The organism is Ramlibacter sp. JJN2-2R (genome assembly GCF_057747835.1).
The window spans coordinates 1,054,185-1,069,270 of record NZ_CM173226.1 but is presented as its reverse complement, the minus strand read 5'-3'; the positions used below and the strand labels follow the sequence as shown (position 1 = coordinate 1,069,270).

The window sequence follows — 15,086 nt, the reverse complement described above, 5'->3', positions numbered from 1 at the left end:
GGATCCGAGAGCATGACCGTCGAGAAGCTCCTGCAAGGCGTGGAGTCGATGAGCACCTGGATCGGCAAGGCATTCGCCTGGCTGATCGTGGCGCTGATGCTCCTCGTCTGCGTCGAGGTGTTCAAGCGCTACATCCTGAACATGCCCACGGCCTGGGTGTTCGACGTGAGCAACATGATGTACGGCACGCTGTTCATGATGTGCGGCGCGTACACCCTGGCGCACGACGGCCACGTCCGCGGCGACTTCCTGTACGGCAGCATGAAGCCGCGCCGGCAGGCCGCGCTGGACCTGGTGCTCTACGTGCTGTTCTTCCTGCCCGGCATCCTGGCGCTCACCTGGGCCGGCTGGGTGTACGCCGGTGACGCGCTGGCGATCCACGAGACCACCTTCAACGCGACGCCGCTGCCGATCTACCCCTTCAAGTTCGTCATCCCGGTGGCCGGCGCCACGGTGCTGGTGCAGGGCCTGTCGGAGATCCTGCGGTGCGTGGTGTGCCTGCGCACCGGCCAATGGACCCCGCGGCTGGACGACGCCGAGGAGATCGACGTCGTCGAGCAGCAGCTCGCCGGCAGCACCTACGTGGACGAGGACGCGCGGCGCGAGGCGATCGCCAAGGCCAAGTCCATCGACGAAGCGGCGCGCCAGCGCATGGAGCAGGAATGATGTCCAACGCCGCCCTCGGCCTGACGATGCTGTGCCTGATCGTGGTCGTGATCATGATGGGCTTCCCGACCGCCTTCACCCTGATGGGGCTGGGCATCATGTTCGGCTGGGTTGCTTTCTACGACCCGAGCGTCCACTTCTGGGACAACCGGATCTTCGACCTGATGGTGCAGCGCGCCTTCGGGGCGATGAACAACGACACGCTGCTGTCCATCCCGCTGTTCGTGCTGATGGGCTACGTGATGGAACGCGGCGCGCTGGTGGACAAGATGTTCCACAGCGTGCAGCTCGCCTTTCGCAGCGTCCCCGGCTCGCTGGCCGTCACCACGCTGATCATCTGCACCTTCTGGGGCATCGCCTCCGGCCTGGTCGGCGCGGTGGTCGTGCTGATGGGCGTGATCGCCATGCGGCCGATGCTCAACGCCGGCTACGACGTGCGCCTGGCCTCCGGCGTGATCACCGCCGGCGGCACGCTGGGCATCCTGATCCCGCCGTCTGTGATGATCATCGTGTATGCCGCGGTCGCCGGGCAGTCGGTGGTCAAGCTCTATGCCGCCGCGATGTTCCCCGGCTTCTTCCTGTCGCTGCTCTACCTCGTGTACGTGATCGGCTGGGTGCTGCTCAACCCGAAGATCGCGCCGAAGCTGCCGCCGGAGAAGATGACGGTTCCCATCCCGCCGTGGCTGCAGCACCTCTCCACCGCGTACGGCCGCCGGGTGCTGCCCGCCCTGGCCGCCGCGGTGGCCGCCCCGGCGCGCGCGCTGCGCGCCACTGCCGACGGCGCGGCGGTCACCTGGGGCTTCCTTGCCCGCAGCCTGGCGCTGTCGCTCGTGCCGGTGCTGCTCGCCGTCGTCACGCTCGGCACGGTGTGGTGGTACGTCGTCATCTATTCGCAACAGACCGATGCGCCCGAGCCCGCCAAGGCGCAGGTCACGCAGAAGGCGCCTGCGACCGCTTCCGGTGCCGGCGCCGCGTCCGGCCTGCAGGAACCGCCGGCGGACGGCAGCGCCCTCAAGGAACCGCCGGCGGACAACAGCGGCGGACTGCAGGAACCCCCGGCCGACAACACTGGCGCCTTGAAGGAGCCGCCCGCCGACGCGGGTGGGCCTGCATCGAACGGTGGACTGAAGGAGCCGCCGGGCCCCGACGCGCCGGCGACGGCATCGCAAGGCGTGTCCGAACCGCCAGGCGCCGCGCCCTCCGGCGGCGACCAGCCGCTCACGCGGCTCGGCGAAGCGGCAGCGGAGGAAACGCATGTCGCCGTCCCGCAGAGCTTCTACATCGGCTTCTGGATCACCTGCGCCATCGCCGCCGCGCTCCTGCTCTGGTACTACTGGCGCTTCGACGCCGAGCAGTTCGAGATCCTGCGCATGCTCACCTCCTCGGTGATGCCGCTGGCCATCCTCACCTTCGTGGTGCTGGCGGTCATCCTGTTCGGCATCACCACGGCCACCGAATCGGCGGCCGTGGGGGCGGCGGGGGCATTCCTGATGGCCTGGCACGCCCGCACCCTCACCTGGCAACGCATCAAGGAAGCGGTCTTCCTCACCGCCAAGACCACCGCCATGGTGTGCTGGCTGTTCATCGGCTCGGCCATCTTCTCGGCGGTGTTCGCCATCCTGGGCGGCCAGCGCCTGGTCGAGGAGTGGGTGCTCAGCCTGAACATGACGCCGCTGCAGTTCCTGCTGCTGTCGCAGGCGATCATCTTCGTGCTGGGCTGGCCGCTGGAGTGGACCGAGATCATCGTGATCTTCGTGCCGATCTTCCTGCCGCTGCTGCAGCACTTCCAGATCGACCCGATGCTGTGGGGCGTGCTGGTGTTCGTGAACCTGCAGGCCGCCTTCCTCTCGCCGCCGGTCGCGATGTCGGCGTTCTACCTGAAGGGCGTGTCGCCACCGCACGTGACGATCAACCAGATCTTCGCGGGCATGATGCCCTACATGCTGATCGTCATCGTCTGCATGGTCCTGATGTACATCTGGCCGTCGCTGACGCTCTGGCTGCCCAACTACCTGTACGGCTAGAAGCAACGGGGAGGCGCCGTCGCGCCTCCCCAACTCATCCAGGGGCGGGCAGCCCCTCGGCAGGGTCGAAGCCGATATATTGGGACCTTCTCTTTTCCACGATTCCAAGGTCCGAGCATGCAACCCCTGGTCCGCCGCTTCTGCTGCAGCCTCGTTGGCGCCCTGGCGCTCCAAGCATCCGTCGTCCACGCAGGCATGCTGCCGCCGGAAGCCGCGATGTCCTCCCCGGCCTCGAGCCAGGCCGACACCGACAGGGCGAAGGTGCAGCAGTTCCTCGAGCGGGCCAACGTGCGCCAGAAGCTCGAGGCCATGGGCGTGGCCGGCCTGAACGCCCATGACCGGGTCGCCGCGCTGAGCGAAGAGGAAGTGCACGCCCTGGCGCAGCGCATCGACGGCATGCCGGCGGGCGGCGCCATCAGCGACCGGGACATCATCCTGATCCTGCTGGTGACCCTGCTGATCATCGTCGTCCTCTAAGGCGCGCACGGCGGCTGCCGGTCGTCGCAGCCACCGGAGCGATCCGCCCGACCTTCCAGCCCGCGGCCACGCCGTTGCGCAGCTGGCGATGCCTCATGCACGGGTAACATGCCGGCCGTGGGCGAAGGCGCAACCTCTCTTGTACGACCGGACTCGGACTTCGCCCAGAGCACGCCGGACGAACAGGAGGCGCGGCTGGTCCATCTGGCGCGGCGCTGGCGCCTCGTGCTGCGCGCCGTCTTCCTGGGTCTCGTGGTCCTGGTCTGGCTCGCCTTCATCGAGGAAGGCAGGCACGAATATGAGCTGACCCGCGCGGCCTTGGCCCAGCGCGACACCAACCTGGCCACGGCGGTGGAGCACTACCTGGTGCGGGTGCTGCGCACGGCGGAGGCGGTGCACGGACTGCTCGGCGGCCTGCTGGCCCACGGGCATGGCGACGCCGAACTGACCTCCCTGCTCACCGACCGCCTGCGAGCCAACGACGTCTTCCAGGAGCTCGGCCTGTGCCTGGCCGATGGCCGAATCCTGCCGCCACCGGCACCGGGCGCACGCCTGACGGCGGCCGCCTGCAGGCAACTAGGGGCCGAGACGCCGCCCGGACCGGCACTGACCGTGCTGGCGCCGGTCGGTCCCGCCGGAGCGATGCTGGTGCCGATGGCCTTGCCGATCGAGGGACCCGGGGCAAGGCGCCTGGCGGTGGCGGTCGGCCTCGTGCCCGTCGAGAAGATGCTGGGGATCATGCAATCGGCCGTGCTGCGCGACGACACCGCCGTGCTGGTGACGGGCGCCGACGGCCGGCCCCGGGCGGCATGGCGTTCGCACGCGGGCCATGTCTCCGACCCCGCCCGCTTCGCGGCGCTGGCGCAGTTGCAGTCCGGCCACGCGGGCATTGCCGCGATCGACGGGCAGGACTACTTCGTTTCGTCCGTCGCGATGCCGCAGGCAGGCCTGCGCATCGCCGTGGCCACCGCCGGCGTCGACGCGCTGGCCGAGTTCCATGCGCGCCGGACGCGGTTCCTCGTGCTGTGCGTGCTGGTCACGATCGGCCTGGCGGGGGTCTTCGGGCTGCTGGCGCAGATGCACGCCGAGAGCGACGCCCGCGCGCACTCCCTGATCCAGGCCAGGGCGGACCTGCACCTGCTGAACGCGGAACTGGACAGCAAGGTGCGCGAGCGGACCGCGCAGCTCGAACAGGCCTGCCGCGACCTGGAGACGTTCTCCTATGCGGTGGCGCACGACGTGCGGGCGCCGCTGGCCAGCATCGCGGGATTCGCTGAGGCGCTGGCGCCGGCCGTCGCGCAATCGACCAACGAGAAGCACCAGCATTACCTCAGGCGCATCCAGGCCAATGCGACGCACATGGACGAACTCACCCGGCACCTGCTGGAGCTGGGTCGCCTGGCACGGGCGCCGCTGGCGCGCCAGGACGTGGATCTCGGCGCCCTGGCACTGGAGGTGCTGGCCGGCTTGCGCGAGTCCCAACCCGATCGCGAGGTCCATGCCAGCGTGGAGGCGGACCTGCGCGCCCAGGGCGACCGCGCCCTGCTGCGCCAGGTGCTGGAGAACCTGCTGGGCAACGCCTGGAAGTTCACCGCCTACCGGTCCCCGGCGCGCATCACGTTCGGGCGCGACGGCGCGACCTCCACCGAGGGCTGGACCGTGTTCGTCGTCGGCGACGACGGCGAGGGCTTCGACGACGAGCAGGCCGCCGGCCTGTTCCAGCCCTTCCGGCGGCTGCACGGGCAGGACGAGTTTCCCGGCACCGGCGTGGGACTCGCCGCCGTGCAGCGGATCGTCATGCTCCATGGCGGCAACGTGTGGTGCCGCGCGCAGGCCGGCCGCGGCGCCCGCTTCTATTTCTCCCTGCCGCGCGAAGCGGCGTGACCGGCGCTTCGGGGTGGCGGCGCGCCCGGCCGCCCGCGCCATCCGGACCCCCGCCATCCGAGCTCGGCAGGATGGCCGCGAGGCGGACTCAATTGACGTTGACGTAAACGTCAATTAAGCTGCCGGGTGCAGACTCGCCGCACCAGCCCGCCGCGCGAGCGGGACCTCCGGAAGACCCATCCCATGACCGACCTGTCCGCCGAATTCAAGGCGCTTGCCGACTACCGTCCCACGCACAAGGTGCGCTTCGTCACCGCGGCCAGCCTGTTCGACGGCCACGACGCGGCCATCAACATCATGCGCCGCATCCTGCAGGGCATGGGCGCCGAGGTGATCCATCTCGGGCACAACCGCAGCGTCGACGAGGTGGTGACCGCCGCCTTGCAGGAGGACGTGCAGGGCATCGCCGTCAGCTCCTACCAGGGCGGCCACGTCGAATACTTCAAGTACATGGTGGACCTGCTGCGCAGCCGCGGCGGCGAGCACATCCAGGTGTTCGGCGGCGGCGGCGGCGTCATCGTGCCGGCGGAGATCCGCGAACTGCACGGCTACGGCGTCACCCGCATCTACAGCCCCGAGGACGGCCAGCGCATGGGCCTGCAGGGGATGATCGGCGAGATGGTGATGCGGTGCGACAGGGACCTGGCGCCGTACGCGCCGACGGACCTGCGCGCCATCGAAGGACAGGACGACGCGCACTGGCGCGCCCTCGCCCAGCTCATCACCGCGATCGAGAACGGCGCCGCCGACGGCGCGCTCCTGGGCCAGCTGCGCGAACGCGCGGCGGCCCGCCAGGTGCCGGTGGTGGGCATCACCGGCACGGGCGGCGCCGGCAAGTCCTCGCTCACCGACGAGCTCATCCGGCGCCTGCGCCTCGACCAGGACGACCGGCTGCGCGTGGCGGTGATCTCCATCGACCCGTCGCGCCGCAAGAGCGGCGGCGCGCTGCTGGGCGACCGCATCCGCATGAACGCGATCGGGCCGTGGCGGTCCGGGCCGCGCGTCTTCATGCGGTCGCTGGCCACGCGCGATTTCGGCAGCGAGATCTCCGCCGCGCTGCCCGACGTCATCGCCGCCTGCAAGGCGTCCGGCTTCGACCTGGTGGTGGTCGAGACCTCGGGCATCGGCCAGGGCGACGCGGCCATCGTGCCGCTGGTGGACGTGCCGATGTACGTGATGACGCCGGAGTTCGGCGCCGCCAGCCAGCTGGAGAAGATCGACATGCTCGACTTCGCCGAGTTCGTGGCCATCAACAAGTTCGACCGCAAGGGCGCCTCCGACGCCCTGCGCGACGTCGCCAAGCAGGTGCAGCGCAACCGCGAGGCCTGGGGCAAGAAGCCCGAGGAGATGCCGGTGTTCGGCACCATGGCCGCGCGCTTCAACGACGACGGCGTCACCGCGCTGTACCAGGCGCTCAAGCCGCGCCTGCAGGCGCTGGGACTCGCACTGGCCGAAGGGCGCCTGCCCGCCGCGGCCGTGCGCCACAGCACCAACCAGACGCCGATCGTGCCGGCGGCCCGCACGCGCTACCTGGCCGAGATCAGCGACACGGTGCGCGGGTACAAGAAGCGCGCCCGCGGCCAGGCGGTGCTCGCGCGCGAGATCCAGCAGCTCGAAGCCGCCGCCACCATGCTGCGCGTGGGCAAGCCCGACCGCGCTCCCGCGTCGGAAGCCGCGCTGGACCTGGCGGGCAAGCGGCGCGAACGGCTCGATGCCGACGCCCGCCACCTGCTGCAGCAGTGGCCGGACATGCGCAAGGCGTACGCGGGCGACGAGTACGTGGTGAAGATCCGCGACAAGGAGATCCGCACCGCGCTCACGAGCAAGTCGCTCTCCGGCACCACGATCCGCAAGGTCTACCTGCCCTCGTTCGAGGACCACGGCGAGATCCTCAAGTGGCTGATGCTGGAGAACGTGCCGGGCAGCTTCCCCTACACCGCCGGGGTGTTCGCGTTCAAGCGCGAGAACGAGGACCCCACCCGCATGTTCGCGGGCGAAGGCGACGCGTTCCGCACCAACCGGCGCTTCAAGCTGCTGTCCGAAGGCATGCCGGCCAAGCGGCTGTCCACCGCGTTCGACTCGGTCACGCTGTACGGCAACGACCCCGACGAGCGCCCGGACATCTACGGCAAGGTCGGCAACTCCGGCGTGTCGATCGCCACGCTGGACGACATGAAGGTGCTGTACTCGGGCTTCGACCTGTGCAGCCCCAGCACGTCGGTGTCGATGACGATCAACGGCCCGGCGCCCACCATCCTGGCGATGTTCATGAACACCGCCATCGACCAGCAGCTGGAGAAGTTCCGCGCCGACAACGGCCGCGAGCCCACCGACACCGAGGCGGCCAAGATCCGCGAGTGGGTGCTGGCCAATGTGCGCGGCACCGTGCAGGCGGACATCCTGAAGGAGGACCAGGGCCAGAACACCTGCATCTTCTCCACCGAGTTCAGCCTCAAGGTCATGGGCGACATCGCCGAGTACTTCGTGCACCACAACGTGCGCAACTTCTACTCGGTGTCGATCTCGGGCTACCACATCGCCGAGGCGGGCGCCAACCCGATCAGCCAGCTGGCGTTCACGCTGTCCAACGGCTTCACGCTGGTGGAGGCGTACCTGGCGCGCGGCATGCACATCGACGACTTCGCGCCCAACCTGTCGTTCTTCTTCTCCAACGGCATGGATCCCGAGTACACGGTGCTCGGGCGGGTGGCCCGCCGCATCTGGGCCGTGGCGATGAAGGACAAGTACGGCGCCAACGAGCGCAGCCAGAAGCTCAAGTACCACATCCAGACGTCCGGACGCAGCCTGCACGCGCAGGAGATCCAGTTCAACGACATCCGCACCACGCTGCAGGCGCTGATCGCGGTCTACGACAACTGCAACTCGCTGCACACCAACGCGTTCGACGAGGCGATCACCACCCCGACCGAGGACAGCGTGCGCCGCGCGATGGCCATCCAGCTGATCATCAACCGCGAGTGGGGGCTGGCCAGGAACGAGAACCCGAGCCAGGGCTCGTTCGTGATCGAGGAGCTGACCGAGCTGGTGGAAGAGGCGGTGCTGGCGGAGTTCGAGCGCATCGCCGAGCGCGGCGGCGTGCTGGGCGCCATGGAGACCGGCTACCAGCGCGGCCGCATCCAGGACGAGAGCATGCACTACGAGATGCTCAAGCACACCGGCGAGCTGCCGATCATCGGCGTCAACACCTTCCGCAACCCGCACGGCGACCCGATCCCCGAGAAGCTGGAGCTGGCCCGCTCGACCGAGGAGGAAAAGCAGGGGCAGCTGCAGCGCCTGCAGGCCTTCCATGCCCGCCACGCCGGCGATGCGCCCGCCCTGCTGCGGCGCCTGCAGCAGGCGGTGATCGACAACCGCAACGTGTTCGAGGTGCTGATGGACGCCGTGCGGGTCTGCTCGCTCGGCCAGATCACCAGCGCCCTGTTCGAGGTGGGCGGGCAGTACCGGCGGAACATGTAGGGCGGGTCGCCCAGCGTCAGGATCGCGCAAGCTTGGCGGCCGCCCGGTCCGCCGGGGCAGCCCTGCCACGCAGAACTACCTAGGGGGTTCCCCGCTACCGCACTGCAGCACGCATTCCTAGCATTCCGGCTTCCGGCGTGTCCAGCACGCCCATAGGAGTGCGTGCGCTTGTCGGCTGAGATCATCCTGGAGACCAAGGGCCTGACGAAGGAGTTCAAGGGCTTCGTCGCGGTCAACAACGTCGACCTGACGGTGCGGCGGGGCGACATCCATGCGCTGATCGGCCCGAACGGCGCCGGCAAGACGACGTTCTTCAACCTGCTCACCAAGTTCCTGCCGCCCACCCGCGGCACGATCACCTACCTGGGCACGGACATCACGCACGAGAAGCCGGCGCAGACGGCCCGGCGCGGCATCGTGCGCTCCTTCCAGATCTCGGCGGTGTTCCCGCACATGACGGTGATGGAGAACGTGCGCGCCGCGCTGCAGCGCAACCTGGGCACCTCGTTCCACTTCTGGAAGCCCGAGAAATCGCTGTTCCACCTGCACGAGCGCGCGCTGGCCCTGCTGGCCGAGGTGGACCTGGAGGAATTCGCCGACGAGCTCACGGTGAACCTGCCCTACGGCCGCAAGCGCGCGCTGGAGCTGGCCACCACGATGGCGCTCGAGCCCGACCTGATGCTGCTGGACGAGCCCACCCAGGGCATGGGCCACGAGGACGTGCACCGGGTCACGCAGCTGATCAAGAAGGTGTCGCACGGACGCACCATCCTGATGGTCGAACACAACATGAACGTGGTCTCGTCCATCGCCGACCGCATCACCGTGCTGCAGCGCGGCGCGGTCATCGCCGACGGCCCGTACGCCGAGGTCTCGCGCAACCCGCAGGTGATCGAGGCCTACATGGGCTCCACCGTCACCGAACTCCAGGGGGCGCACTGATGGCCCCCACGCTTCTCACTTCGTGTAGTGCGCTGCCCCCCGAGGGGGCTGTGGTCTCCTTCGGGCGGCCGTGCGGAGACCACTGATGTCCACCGACCTGCTGCACATCGAGAACCTCAACGCCTGGTACGGCGAGTCGCACGTCCTGCACGGCGTCAACATGACCGTCGGCGAGGGCGAGGTCGTCTCGCTCCTGGGCCGCAACGGCGCCGGCCGCACCACCACGATGCGCGCCATCGTCGGCCTGACGGGCCGGCGCACCGGCTCCATCCGCATCCGCGGCACCGAGGCCATCGCCCTGCCGCCGCACAAGGTGGCGCGCCTGGGCGTGGGCTACTGCCCGGAGGAGCGCGGCATCTTCGCCAGCCTCTCGGCCGAGGAGAACCTGATGCTGCCGCCCACCATCGCCAGCGGCGGCATGAGCGTGGAAGAGATCTACGGCATGTTCCCGAACCTGCGGGAGCGCGCCGCCAGCCCCGGCACGCGCCTGTCGGGCGGCGAGCAGCAGATGCTGGCCGTCGCCCGCATCCTGCGCACCGGCGCCCGGCTGCTGCTGCTCGACGAGATCTCCGAGGGCCTGGCCCCGGTGATCGTGCAGAAACTCGCCGAGATGATCCGCACGCTCAAGGCCAAGGGCTACACCATCGTGCTGGTGGAGCAGAACTTCCGGTTCGCCGCGCCGCTGGCCGACCGCTTCTACGTGATGGAGCACGGCAAGATCGTGCGTGAATTCGCCCAGCACCAGCTGCAGGACAACATGTCCATGCTGCAGGAGTACCTCGGCGTCTAGGCGCCGCCCGACTTTTCGAAGGAGACAAGCATGAAGCTCAAACGACTCTTCGCCGCCAGCGCCCTCGCTGCGGCCGCCCTGTTCGGCGCCACCACCCCGGCGCAGGCGCAGTACTCGGGCGACGTGATCCGCATCGGCATCATCACCGACATGTCCAGCGTGTACGCCGACATCGACGGCCAGGGCGGCGTGGAAGCCATCCGCATGGCAATCGCCGACATGGGCGGCAACGTGGCCGGCAAGAAGATCGAGGTCCTCTCGGCCGACCACCAGAACAAGCCGGACGTTGCTGCCACCAAGGCGCGCGAGTGGTTCGACACCCAGGGCGTGGACATGCTGATCGGCGGCACCAACTCCGGCACGAACCTGGCCATGGCCAAGGTCGCCGCCGAGAAGAAGAAGCCCTTCCTGTCGATCGGCGCCGCCACCTCCGCGCTGACCAACGACCAGTGCACCCCGTACACCCTGCACTGGGCGTACGACACCACCGCCCTGGCCAAGGGCACCGGCGCCGCCGTGGTCAAGCAGGGCGGCAAGAGCTGGTACTTCCTGACGGCCGACTACGCCTTCGGCCACCAGCTGCAGGCCGACACCACCAAGGTGGTCGAGGCCAACGGCGGCAAGGTGGTGGGCTCCGTGCGCGCACCGCTGAACGCGAGCGACTTCTCGTCCTTCCTGCTGCAGGCACAGGGCAGCAAGGCCCAGATCCTGGGCCTGGCCAACGCCGGCGGCGACACGATCAACTCGATCAAGGCCGCCAACGAGTTCGGCATCACCAAGACGATGAAGCTCGCCGGCCTGCTGGTGTTCATCAACGACATCCACTCGCTGGGCCTGAAGACCACGCAGGGCATGTACCTGACCGACAGCTGGTACTGGAACCAGAACGCCGAGACCCGCGCCTGGTCGCGCAAGTTCTTCGACAAGGTCAAGCGCATGCCCTCGTCGATCCAGGCCGCCGACTACTCGGCCACGCAGCAGTACCTGGCCGCGGTCAAGGCCGTGAACAGCGACGACCCGGAGAAGGTGCTGGCCCACATGAAGAAGGCCAAGTTCAACGACATCTTCATGAAGGGCGGCTACGTGCGCGCCGACGGCCGCGTGATCCACGACATGTACCTGATGCAGGTCAAGTCGCCGGACAAGTCCACCGAGCCGTGGGACTACTACGAGGTCAAGCAGGTCTTCAAGGGCGAGGAAGCCTGGACGACCAAGGCCGAGAGCAAGTGCGCGCTCTGGAAGTAAGCTGAACGCAACCCACAAGGGCGGCCCGCAAGGGCCTGCCCGATCCCCGTGACAGAAATCTTCGGCATCCCCCTCCAGGCGTTCCTCGGCCAGCTCATGCTCGGCCTGGTCAACGGCGCCTTCTACGCCATGCTCAGCCTGGGCCTGGCAGTGATCTTCGGCCTGCTCGACATCGTGAACTTCGCGCACGGCGCGCTGTACATGGTGGGCGCGTTCGCCGCCTGGATCATGCTGGAGAAATGGGGGGTGAGCTACTGGTTCGCCCTCGTGCTCGCGCCCCTGATGGTGGGCGCGCTCGGCGTGGTCATCGAACGCGCCTTCCTCAAGCGGCTCTACGGGCTCGATCCCCTGTACGGGCTGCTCCTCACATTCGGCCTGTCGCTGATCCTGGAAGGCATCTTCCGCGACCAGTACGGCGTCTCGGGCCAGTCCTACCAGGTGCCGGAAGCCCTGTCGGGCGCCACCAACCTGGGCTTCATGGTCCTGCCCAATTACCGCGCGTGGGTGGTGCTCGCCTCCATCACCGTCTGCCTGGGCACCTGGTTCCTCATCGAGCGCACGCGGCTGGGCGCCTACCTGCGCGCCGGCACCGAGAACGCCAAGCTGGTGCAGGCGTTCGGCGTCAACGTGCCGCTGATGGTCATGCTCACCTACGGCGCCGGCGCCGCCCTCGCCGCCCTGGCCGGCGTGCTGGCCGCCCCCGTCATCCAGGTCACCCCGCTGATGGGGTCCAACCTCATCATCGTCGTGTTCGCCGTCGTCGTGATCGGCGGCATGGGCTCGATCCTCGGCTCGGTCGTCACCGGCCTGGGCCTGGGCGTCGTCGAGGGCCTGACGCGCGTCTTCTATCCGGAAGCCTCCAACGTGGTCGTCTTCGTCATCATGGCCATCGTGCTGATGCTGCGCCCCGCCGGCCTGTTCGGGAAGGAGGCCTGACATGTCCACCTCCACCACCACCACCGCGGCGACCACGGCCCCCGGCGACGCCTCCGCAGCCGACGCGACGGCCAGCACCACCACCCACCTGGGGCGGGGAGTGCGCGTCACCTACCTGGCGCTGCTGGCGCTGGCGCTGGCGGCGCCGTTGCTCGGGCTGTACCCGGTGTTCGTGATGAAGCTCCTGTGCTTCGCCCTGTTCGCCTGCGCGTTCAACCTGCTGCTGGGCTTCACGGGCCTGCTGTCGTTCGGCCACGCGGCGTTCTTCGGCGGCGCGGCCTACGTGGGCGGCTGGGTCATCAAGGCCCTGGGCTGGACGCCGGAGCTGGGCCTGCTCACCGGCGCGGCCACGGGCGCCTTCCTCGGCCTCCTCGTCGGCCTGATCGCGATCCGCCGCCAGGGCATCTACTTCGCCATGATCACGCTGGCGCTCGCCCAGATGGTGTTCTTCGTCGCCCTGCAGGCGCCGTTCACCGGCGGCGAGGACGGCATGCAGGGCGTGCCCCGCGGCCAGCTGTTCGGCGTGCTGTCGCTGGCTTCCGACACCACCACCTACTACGTGGTGCTGGCCATCTTCGTCGCCTGCTTCATCGGCATCCTGCGTGTCGTGACGTCGCCCTTCGGCCAGGTGCTGAAGATGATCCGCGAGAACGAGCCCCGCGCCGTCTCGCTCGGCTACGAGGTCGACCGCTACAAGCTGCTGGCCTTCGTGCTGTCGGCCTCGCTGGCCGGGCTGGCGGGATCGCTCAAGACCCTGGTGATGGGCTTTGCCTCGCTCACCGACGTGCACTGGTCGATGTCCGGCGAGGTCATCCTCATGAGCCTGCTCGGCGGCGTCGGCACCTTCTTCGGCCCGGTCTTCGGCGCCGGCGTGGTGGTCGCGCTGCAGGACCTGCTGGCCGACAAGGTCGGGGCGTGGGTCAACGTGATCATCGGCGTGATCTTCGTCGTCTGCGTGCTCGCCTTCCGCAAGGGTGTGGTCGGCGAACTGCTCGCCTGGCGCGACCGGCGCCGCCAGCGCCGCGCCTGACCCCCGCGGCTGTCCTCCAGGTGATTGGCCGCGGGCGGGCGTTGCCCTAGCCTTGCGGTCCACCCACAGGAGACAGCCATGGACGATCTCTTCTCGCTCAAGGGCCGCGTGGCCCTCGTGACCGGCGGCTCGCGCGGCATCGGCCGCATGATCGCCGCCGGCTTCCTGCGCCACGGCGCCAAGGTCTACATCTCGGCGCGCAAGGCCCAGGCCTGCGACGACACCGCGGCGGAGCTCGCCACGCTGGGCACGTGCATCTCGCTGCCAGCCGACGTCTCGACGGTCGAAGGCGCGCATGCCTTGGCCGCCGAGATCGCGAGCCGGGAGCCCGCGCTCGACATCCTCGTGAACAACGCCGGCGCCGCCTGGGGCGAGCCGTTCGAGAGTTTTCCCGAGAAGGGCTGGGACAAGGTCGTCGACCTGAACATGAAGACGCCCTTCTTCCTCACCCAGGCGCTGTACCCGCAGCTGCGCACGGCCGCCGCCGGCCGACCGGCCAAGGTGATCAACATCGCCTCGATCGACGGCATCTCGGTCAATCCGTGGGAGACGTATTCCTATGCGGCGAGCAAGGCGGGCCTGATCCACCTCACCCGGCGCATGGCACTGCGGCTCGCGCAGGACAACATCGTGGTCAGCGGCATCGCGCCGGGGCCGTTCGCCTCCGAGATGAACAAGCAGGCGCGCGACCATGCGGAGGAGGTGGCGCGGCGCGTGCCCATCGGGCGCATCGGCAACGACGAGGACATGGCCGGCGCGGCCATCTTCCTGGCCGCCCGCTCGGGCGACTACGTGGTCGGCGAGACGATCGTCGTCGATGGCGGCGTCACGCACGCCCGCGGCTAGCTAGCCGTCCAGGTCGCCGAACGGCGCCCGGTCCACGCCGTTGCGGCGGCGCGAGGCCGGCCCGAAGCCATTGACCGACCAGCCCGCGTCCGGGTGCTGGTCCGTGTCCTGCAGCCCCGCCTTGGACGCGAACGCGTACAGGTCCACGCGGCTGTGGACCTTGAGCTTCGCGTAGATCGAGGTGAGGTGGTTGCGCAGCGTGTTCTCGCTGATGCTCAGGCGGTCCGCGATCACCTTGCAGGGCGCGGCCGCATCGCGCGCGAGCGCGCTGATCGTCTCGATCTCCCGGCGCGTGAGCGTGGCGATCCGTTCGCGCTCCTTGTCGCTCACGGGCAGCACCGCGCGGCGCCACAGGCCCGACAGGATGCGCGTCGTCGCCTGCCGGTCGGCCCAGATCTCGCCTTCATGCACCTTGCGGATCGCCTTGAGCAGGGTTTCGGGCTGGTCGGTCTTGCGCACCACACCGCGCAGGCCGCAGGCCAGCGCCCAGTCCAGCGCGGACGAGTCCGAGGACGTCAGTGCGATGGTGGGCAGCCGGCGCATCAGCGCCACGCGCTGGCGCAGGGCGGGTTCCTGGTCGGCATCCATCAGCACCACGTCCAGGACGGACAGCGCCGCGGCTTCCACGTCGTCGAGCGTCAGGCCCACGCCCACGAGCCGCAACCCCGGCGCGGCGGATTCGATCAACCGCACCAACCCCCAGCGGAACACCGGCTGCGCTGCGACGAAAACGCGAATCGTGCTCTCCTGGACGATGTCCATGTCGGTC

Annotated in this window: 12 protein-coding genes; 11 read left to right on the top strand and 1 reads right to left on the bottom strand. The window is 69.0% G+C overall.

Annotation, left to right across the window (positions count from 1 at the left end; genetic code table 11):
- The first annotated feature begins 12 nt into the window (after positions 1 to 12).
- The 11 genes from AC3ANR_RS05145 to AC3ANR_RS05095 all read left to right on the top strand — a co-directional run bounded on the left by AC3ANR_RS05145 (position 13) and on the right by AC3ANR_RS05095 (position 14,317).
- On the top strand, positions 13 to 666 hold the full coding sequence (locus tag AC3ANR_RS05145; RefSeq protein ID WP_488290802.1) for a TRAP transporter small permease subunit: 654 nt from the start codon (positions 13 to 15) through the stop codon (positions 664 to 666).
- On the top strand, positions 666 to 2,690 hold the full coding sequence (locus AC3ANR_RS05140) for a TRAP transporter large permease subunit (RefSeq protein WP_488290801.1): 2,025 nt from the start codon (positions 666 to 668) through the stop codon (positions 2,688 to 2,690). Before AC3ANR_RS05145 ends, AC3ANR_RS05140 begins: the two co-directional genes overlap by 1 nt.
- A 117-nt stretch (positions 2,691 to 2,807) precedes the next feature.
- Positions 2,808 to 3,167: a PA2779 family protein gene (locus AC3ANR_RS05135; protein WP_488290800.1), complete on the top strand. Its 360-nt coding sequence runs from the start codon at positions 2,808 to 2,810 to the stop codon at positions 3,165 to 3,167.
- Positions 3,168 to 3,284: 117 nt separating this feature from the next.
- The gene (locus AC3ANR_RS05130; protein WP_488290799.1) at positions 3,285 to 5,051 is read left to right on the top strand and encodes a sensor histidine kinase; all 1,767 of its coding nucleotides are present in this window, start codon (positions 3,285 to 3,287) and stop codon (positions 5,049 to 5,051) included.
- A 183-nt stretch (positions 5,052 to 5,234) separates the two neighbouring features.
- On the top strand, positions 5,235 to 8,528 hold the full coding sequence (gene icmF, locus AC3ANR_RS05125) for a fused isobutyryl-CoA mutase/GTPase IcmF (protein ID WP_488290798.1): 3,294 nt from the start codon (positions 5,235 to 5,237) through the stop codon (positions 8,526 to 8,528).
- A gap of 168 nt (positions 8,529 to 8,696) precedes the next feature.
- Positions 8,697 to 9,470, top strand: a complete 774-nt coding sequence (locus AC3ANR_RS05120; protein WP_488290797.1) for an ABC transporter ATP-binding protein — start codon at positions 8,697 to 8,699, stop codon at positions 9,468 to 9,470.
- Positions 9,471 to 9,555: 85 nt separating this feature from the next.
- A complete protein-coding gene (locus tag AC3ANR_RS05115; RefSeq protein WP_488290796.1) occupies positions 9,556 to 10,260 on the top strand; it encodes an ABC transporter ATP-binding protein in 705 nt (234 codons plus the stop codon).
- A gap of 30 nt (positions 10,261 to 10,290) precedes the next feature.
- Positions 10,291 to 11,505: an ABC transporter substrate-binding protein gene (locus AC3ANR_RS05110; protein ID WP_488290795.1), complete on the top strand. Its 1,215-nt coding sequence runs from the start codon at positions 10,291 to 10,293 to the stop codon at positions 11,503 to 11,505.
- A gap of 48 nt (positions 11,506 to 11,553) precedes the next feature.
- The gene (locus AC3ANR_RS05105; RefSeq protein ID WP_488290794.1) at positions 11,554 to 12,441 is read left to right on the top strand and encodes a branched-chain amino acid ABC transporter permease; all 888 of its coding nucleotides are present in this window, start codon (positions 11,554 to 11,556) and stop codon (positions 12,439 to 12,441) included.
- 1 nt (position 12,442) lies between these two features.
- The gene (locus tag AC3ANR_RS05100; RefSeq protein ID WP_488290793.1) at positions 12,443 to 13,471 is read left to right on the top strand and encodes a branched-chain amino acid ABC transporter permease; all 1,029 of its coding nucleotides are present in this window, start codon (positions 12,443 to 12,445) and stop codon (positions 13,469 to 13,471) included.
- Positions 13,472 to 13,549: 78 nt separating this feature from the next.
- A complete protein-coding gene (locus AC3ANR_RS05095; protein ID WP_488290792.1) occupies positions 13,550 to 14,317 on the top strand; it encodes an SDR family oxidoreductase in 768 nt (255 codons plus the stop codon).
- On the opposite strand, the gene AC3ANR_RS05090 is transcribed toward AC3ANR_RS05095, so the two are convergent.
- The gene (locus AC3ANR_RS05090; RefSeq protein ID WP_488290791.1) at positions 14,318 to 15,079 is read right to left on the bottom strand and encodes a response regulator transcription factor; all 762 of its coding nucleotides are present in this window, start codon (positions 15,077 to 15,079) and stop codon (positions 14,318 to 14,320) included.
- Positions 15,080 to 15,086 lie beyond the last annotated feature (7 nt).

Excerpts from the sequence above, each read along its gene's own strand:
- AC3ANR_RS05145 (WP_488290802.1), top strand. The coding sequence starts at position 13 with ATGACCGTCGAGAAGCTCCTGCAAGGCGTGGAGTCGATGAGCACCTGG.
- AC3ANR_RS05140 (WP_488290801.1), top strand. The coding sequence starts at position 666 with ATGTCCAACGCCGCCCTCGGCCTGACGATGCTGTGCCTGATCGTGGTC.
- AC3ANR_RS05135 (WP_488290800.1), top strand. The coding sequence starts at position 2,808 with ATGCAACCCCTGGTCCGCCGCTTCTGCTGCAGCCTCGTTGGCGCCCTG.
- icmF (WP_488290798.1), top strand. The coding sequence starts at position 5,235 with ATGACCGACCTGTCCGCCGAATTCAAGGCGCTTGCCGACTACCGTCCC.
- AC3ANR_RS05115 (WP_488290796.1), top strand. The coding sequence starts at position 9,556 with ATGTCCACCGACCTGCTGCACATCGAGAACCTCAACGCCTGGTACGGC.
- AC3ANR_RS05110 (WP_488290795.1), top strand. The coding sequence starts at position 10,291 with ATGAAGCTCAAACGACTCTTCGCCGCCAGCGCCCTCGCTGCGGCCGCC.
- AC3ANR_RS05100 (WP_488290793.1), top strand. The coding sequence starts at position 12,443 with ATGTCCACCTCCACCACCACCACCGCGGCGACCACGGCCCCCGGCGAC.
- AC3ANR_RS05095 (WP_488290792.1), top strand. The coding sequence starts at position 13,550 with ATGGACGATCTCTTCTCGCTCAAGGGCCGCGTGGCCCTCGTGACCGGC.
- AC3ANR_RS05090 (WP_488290791.1), bottom strand. The coding sequence starts at position 15,079 with ATGGACATCGTCCAGGAGAGCACGATTCGCGTTTTCGTCGCAGCGCAG.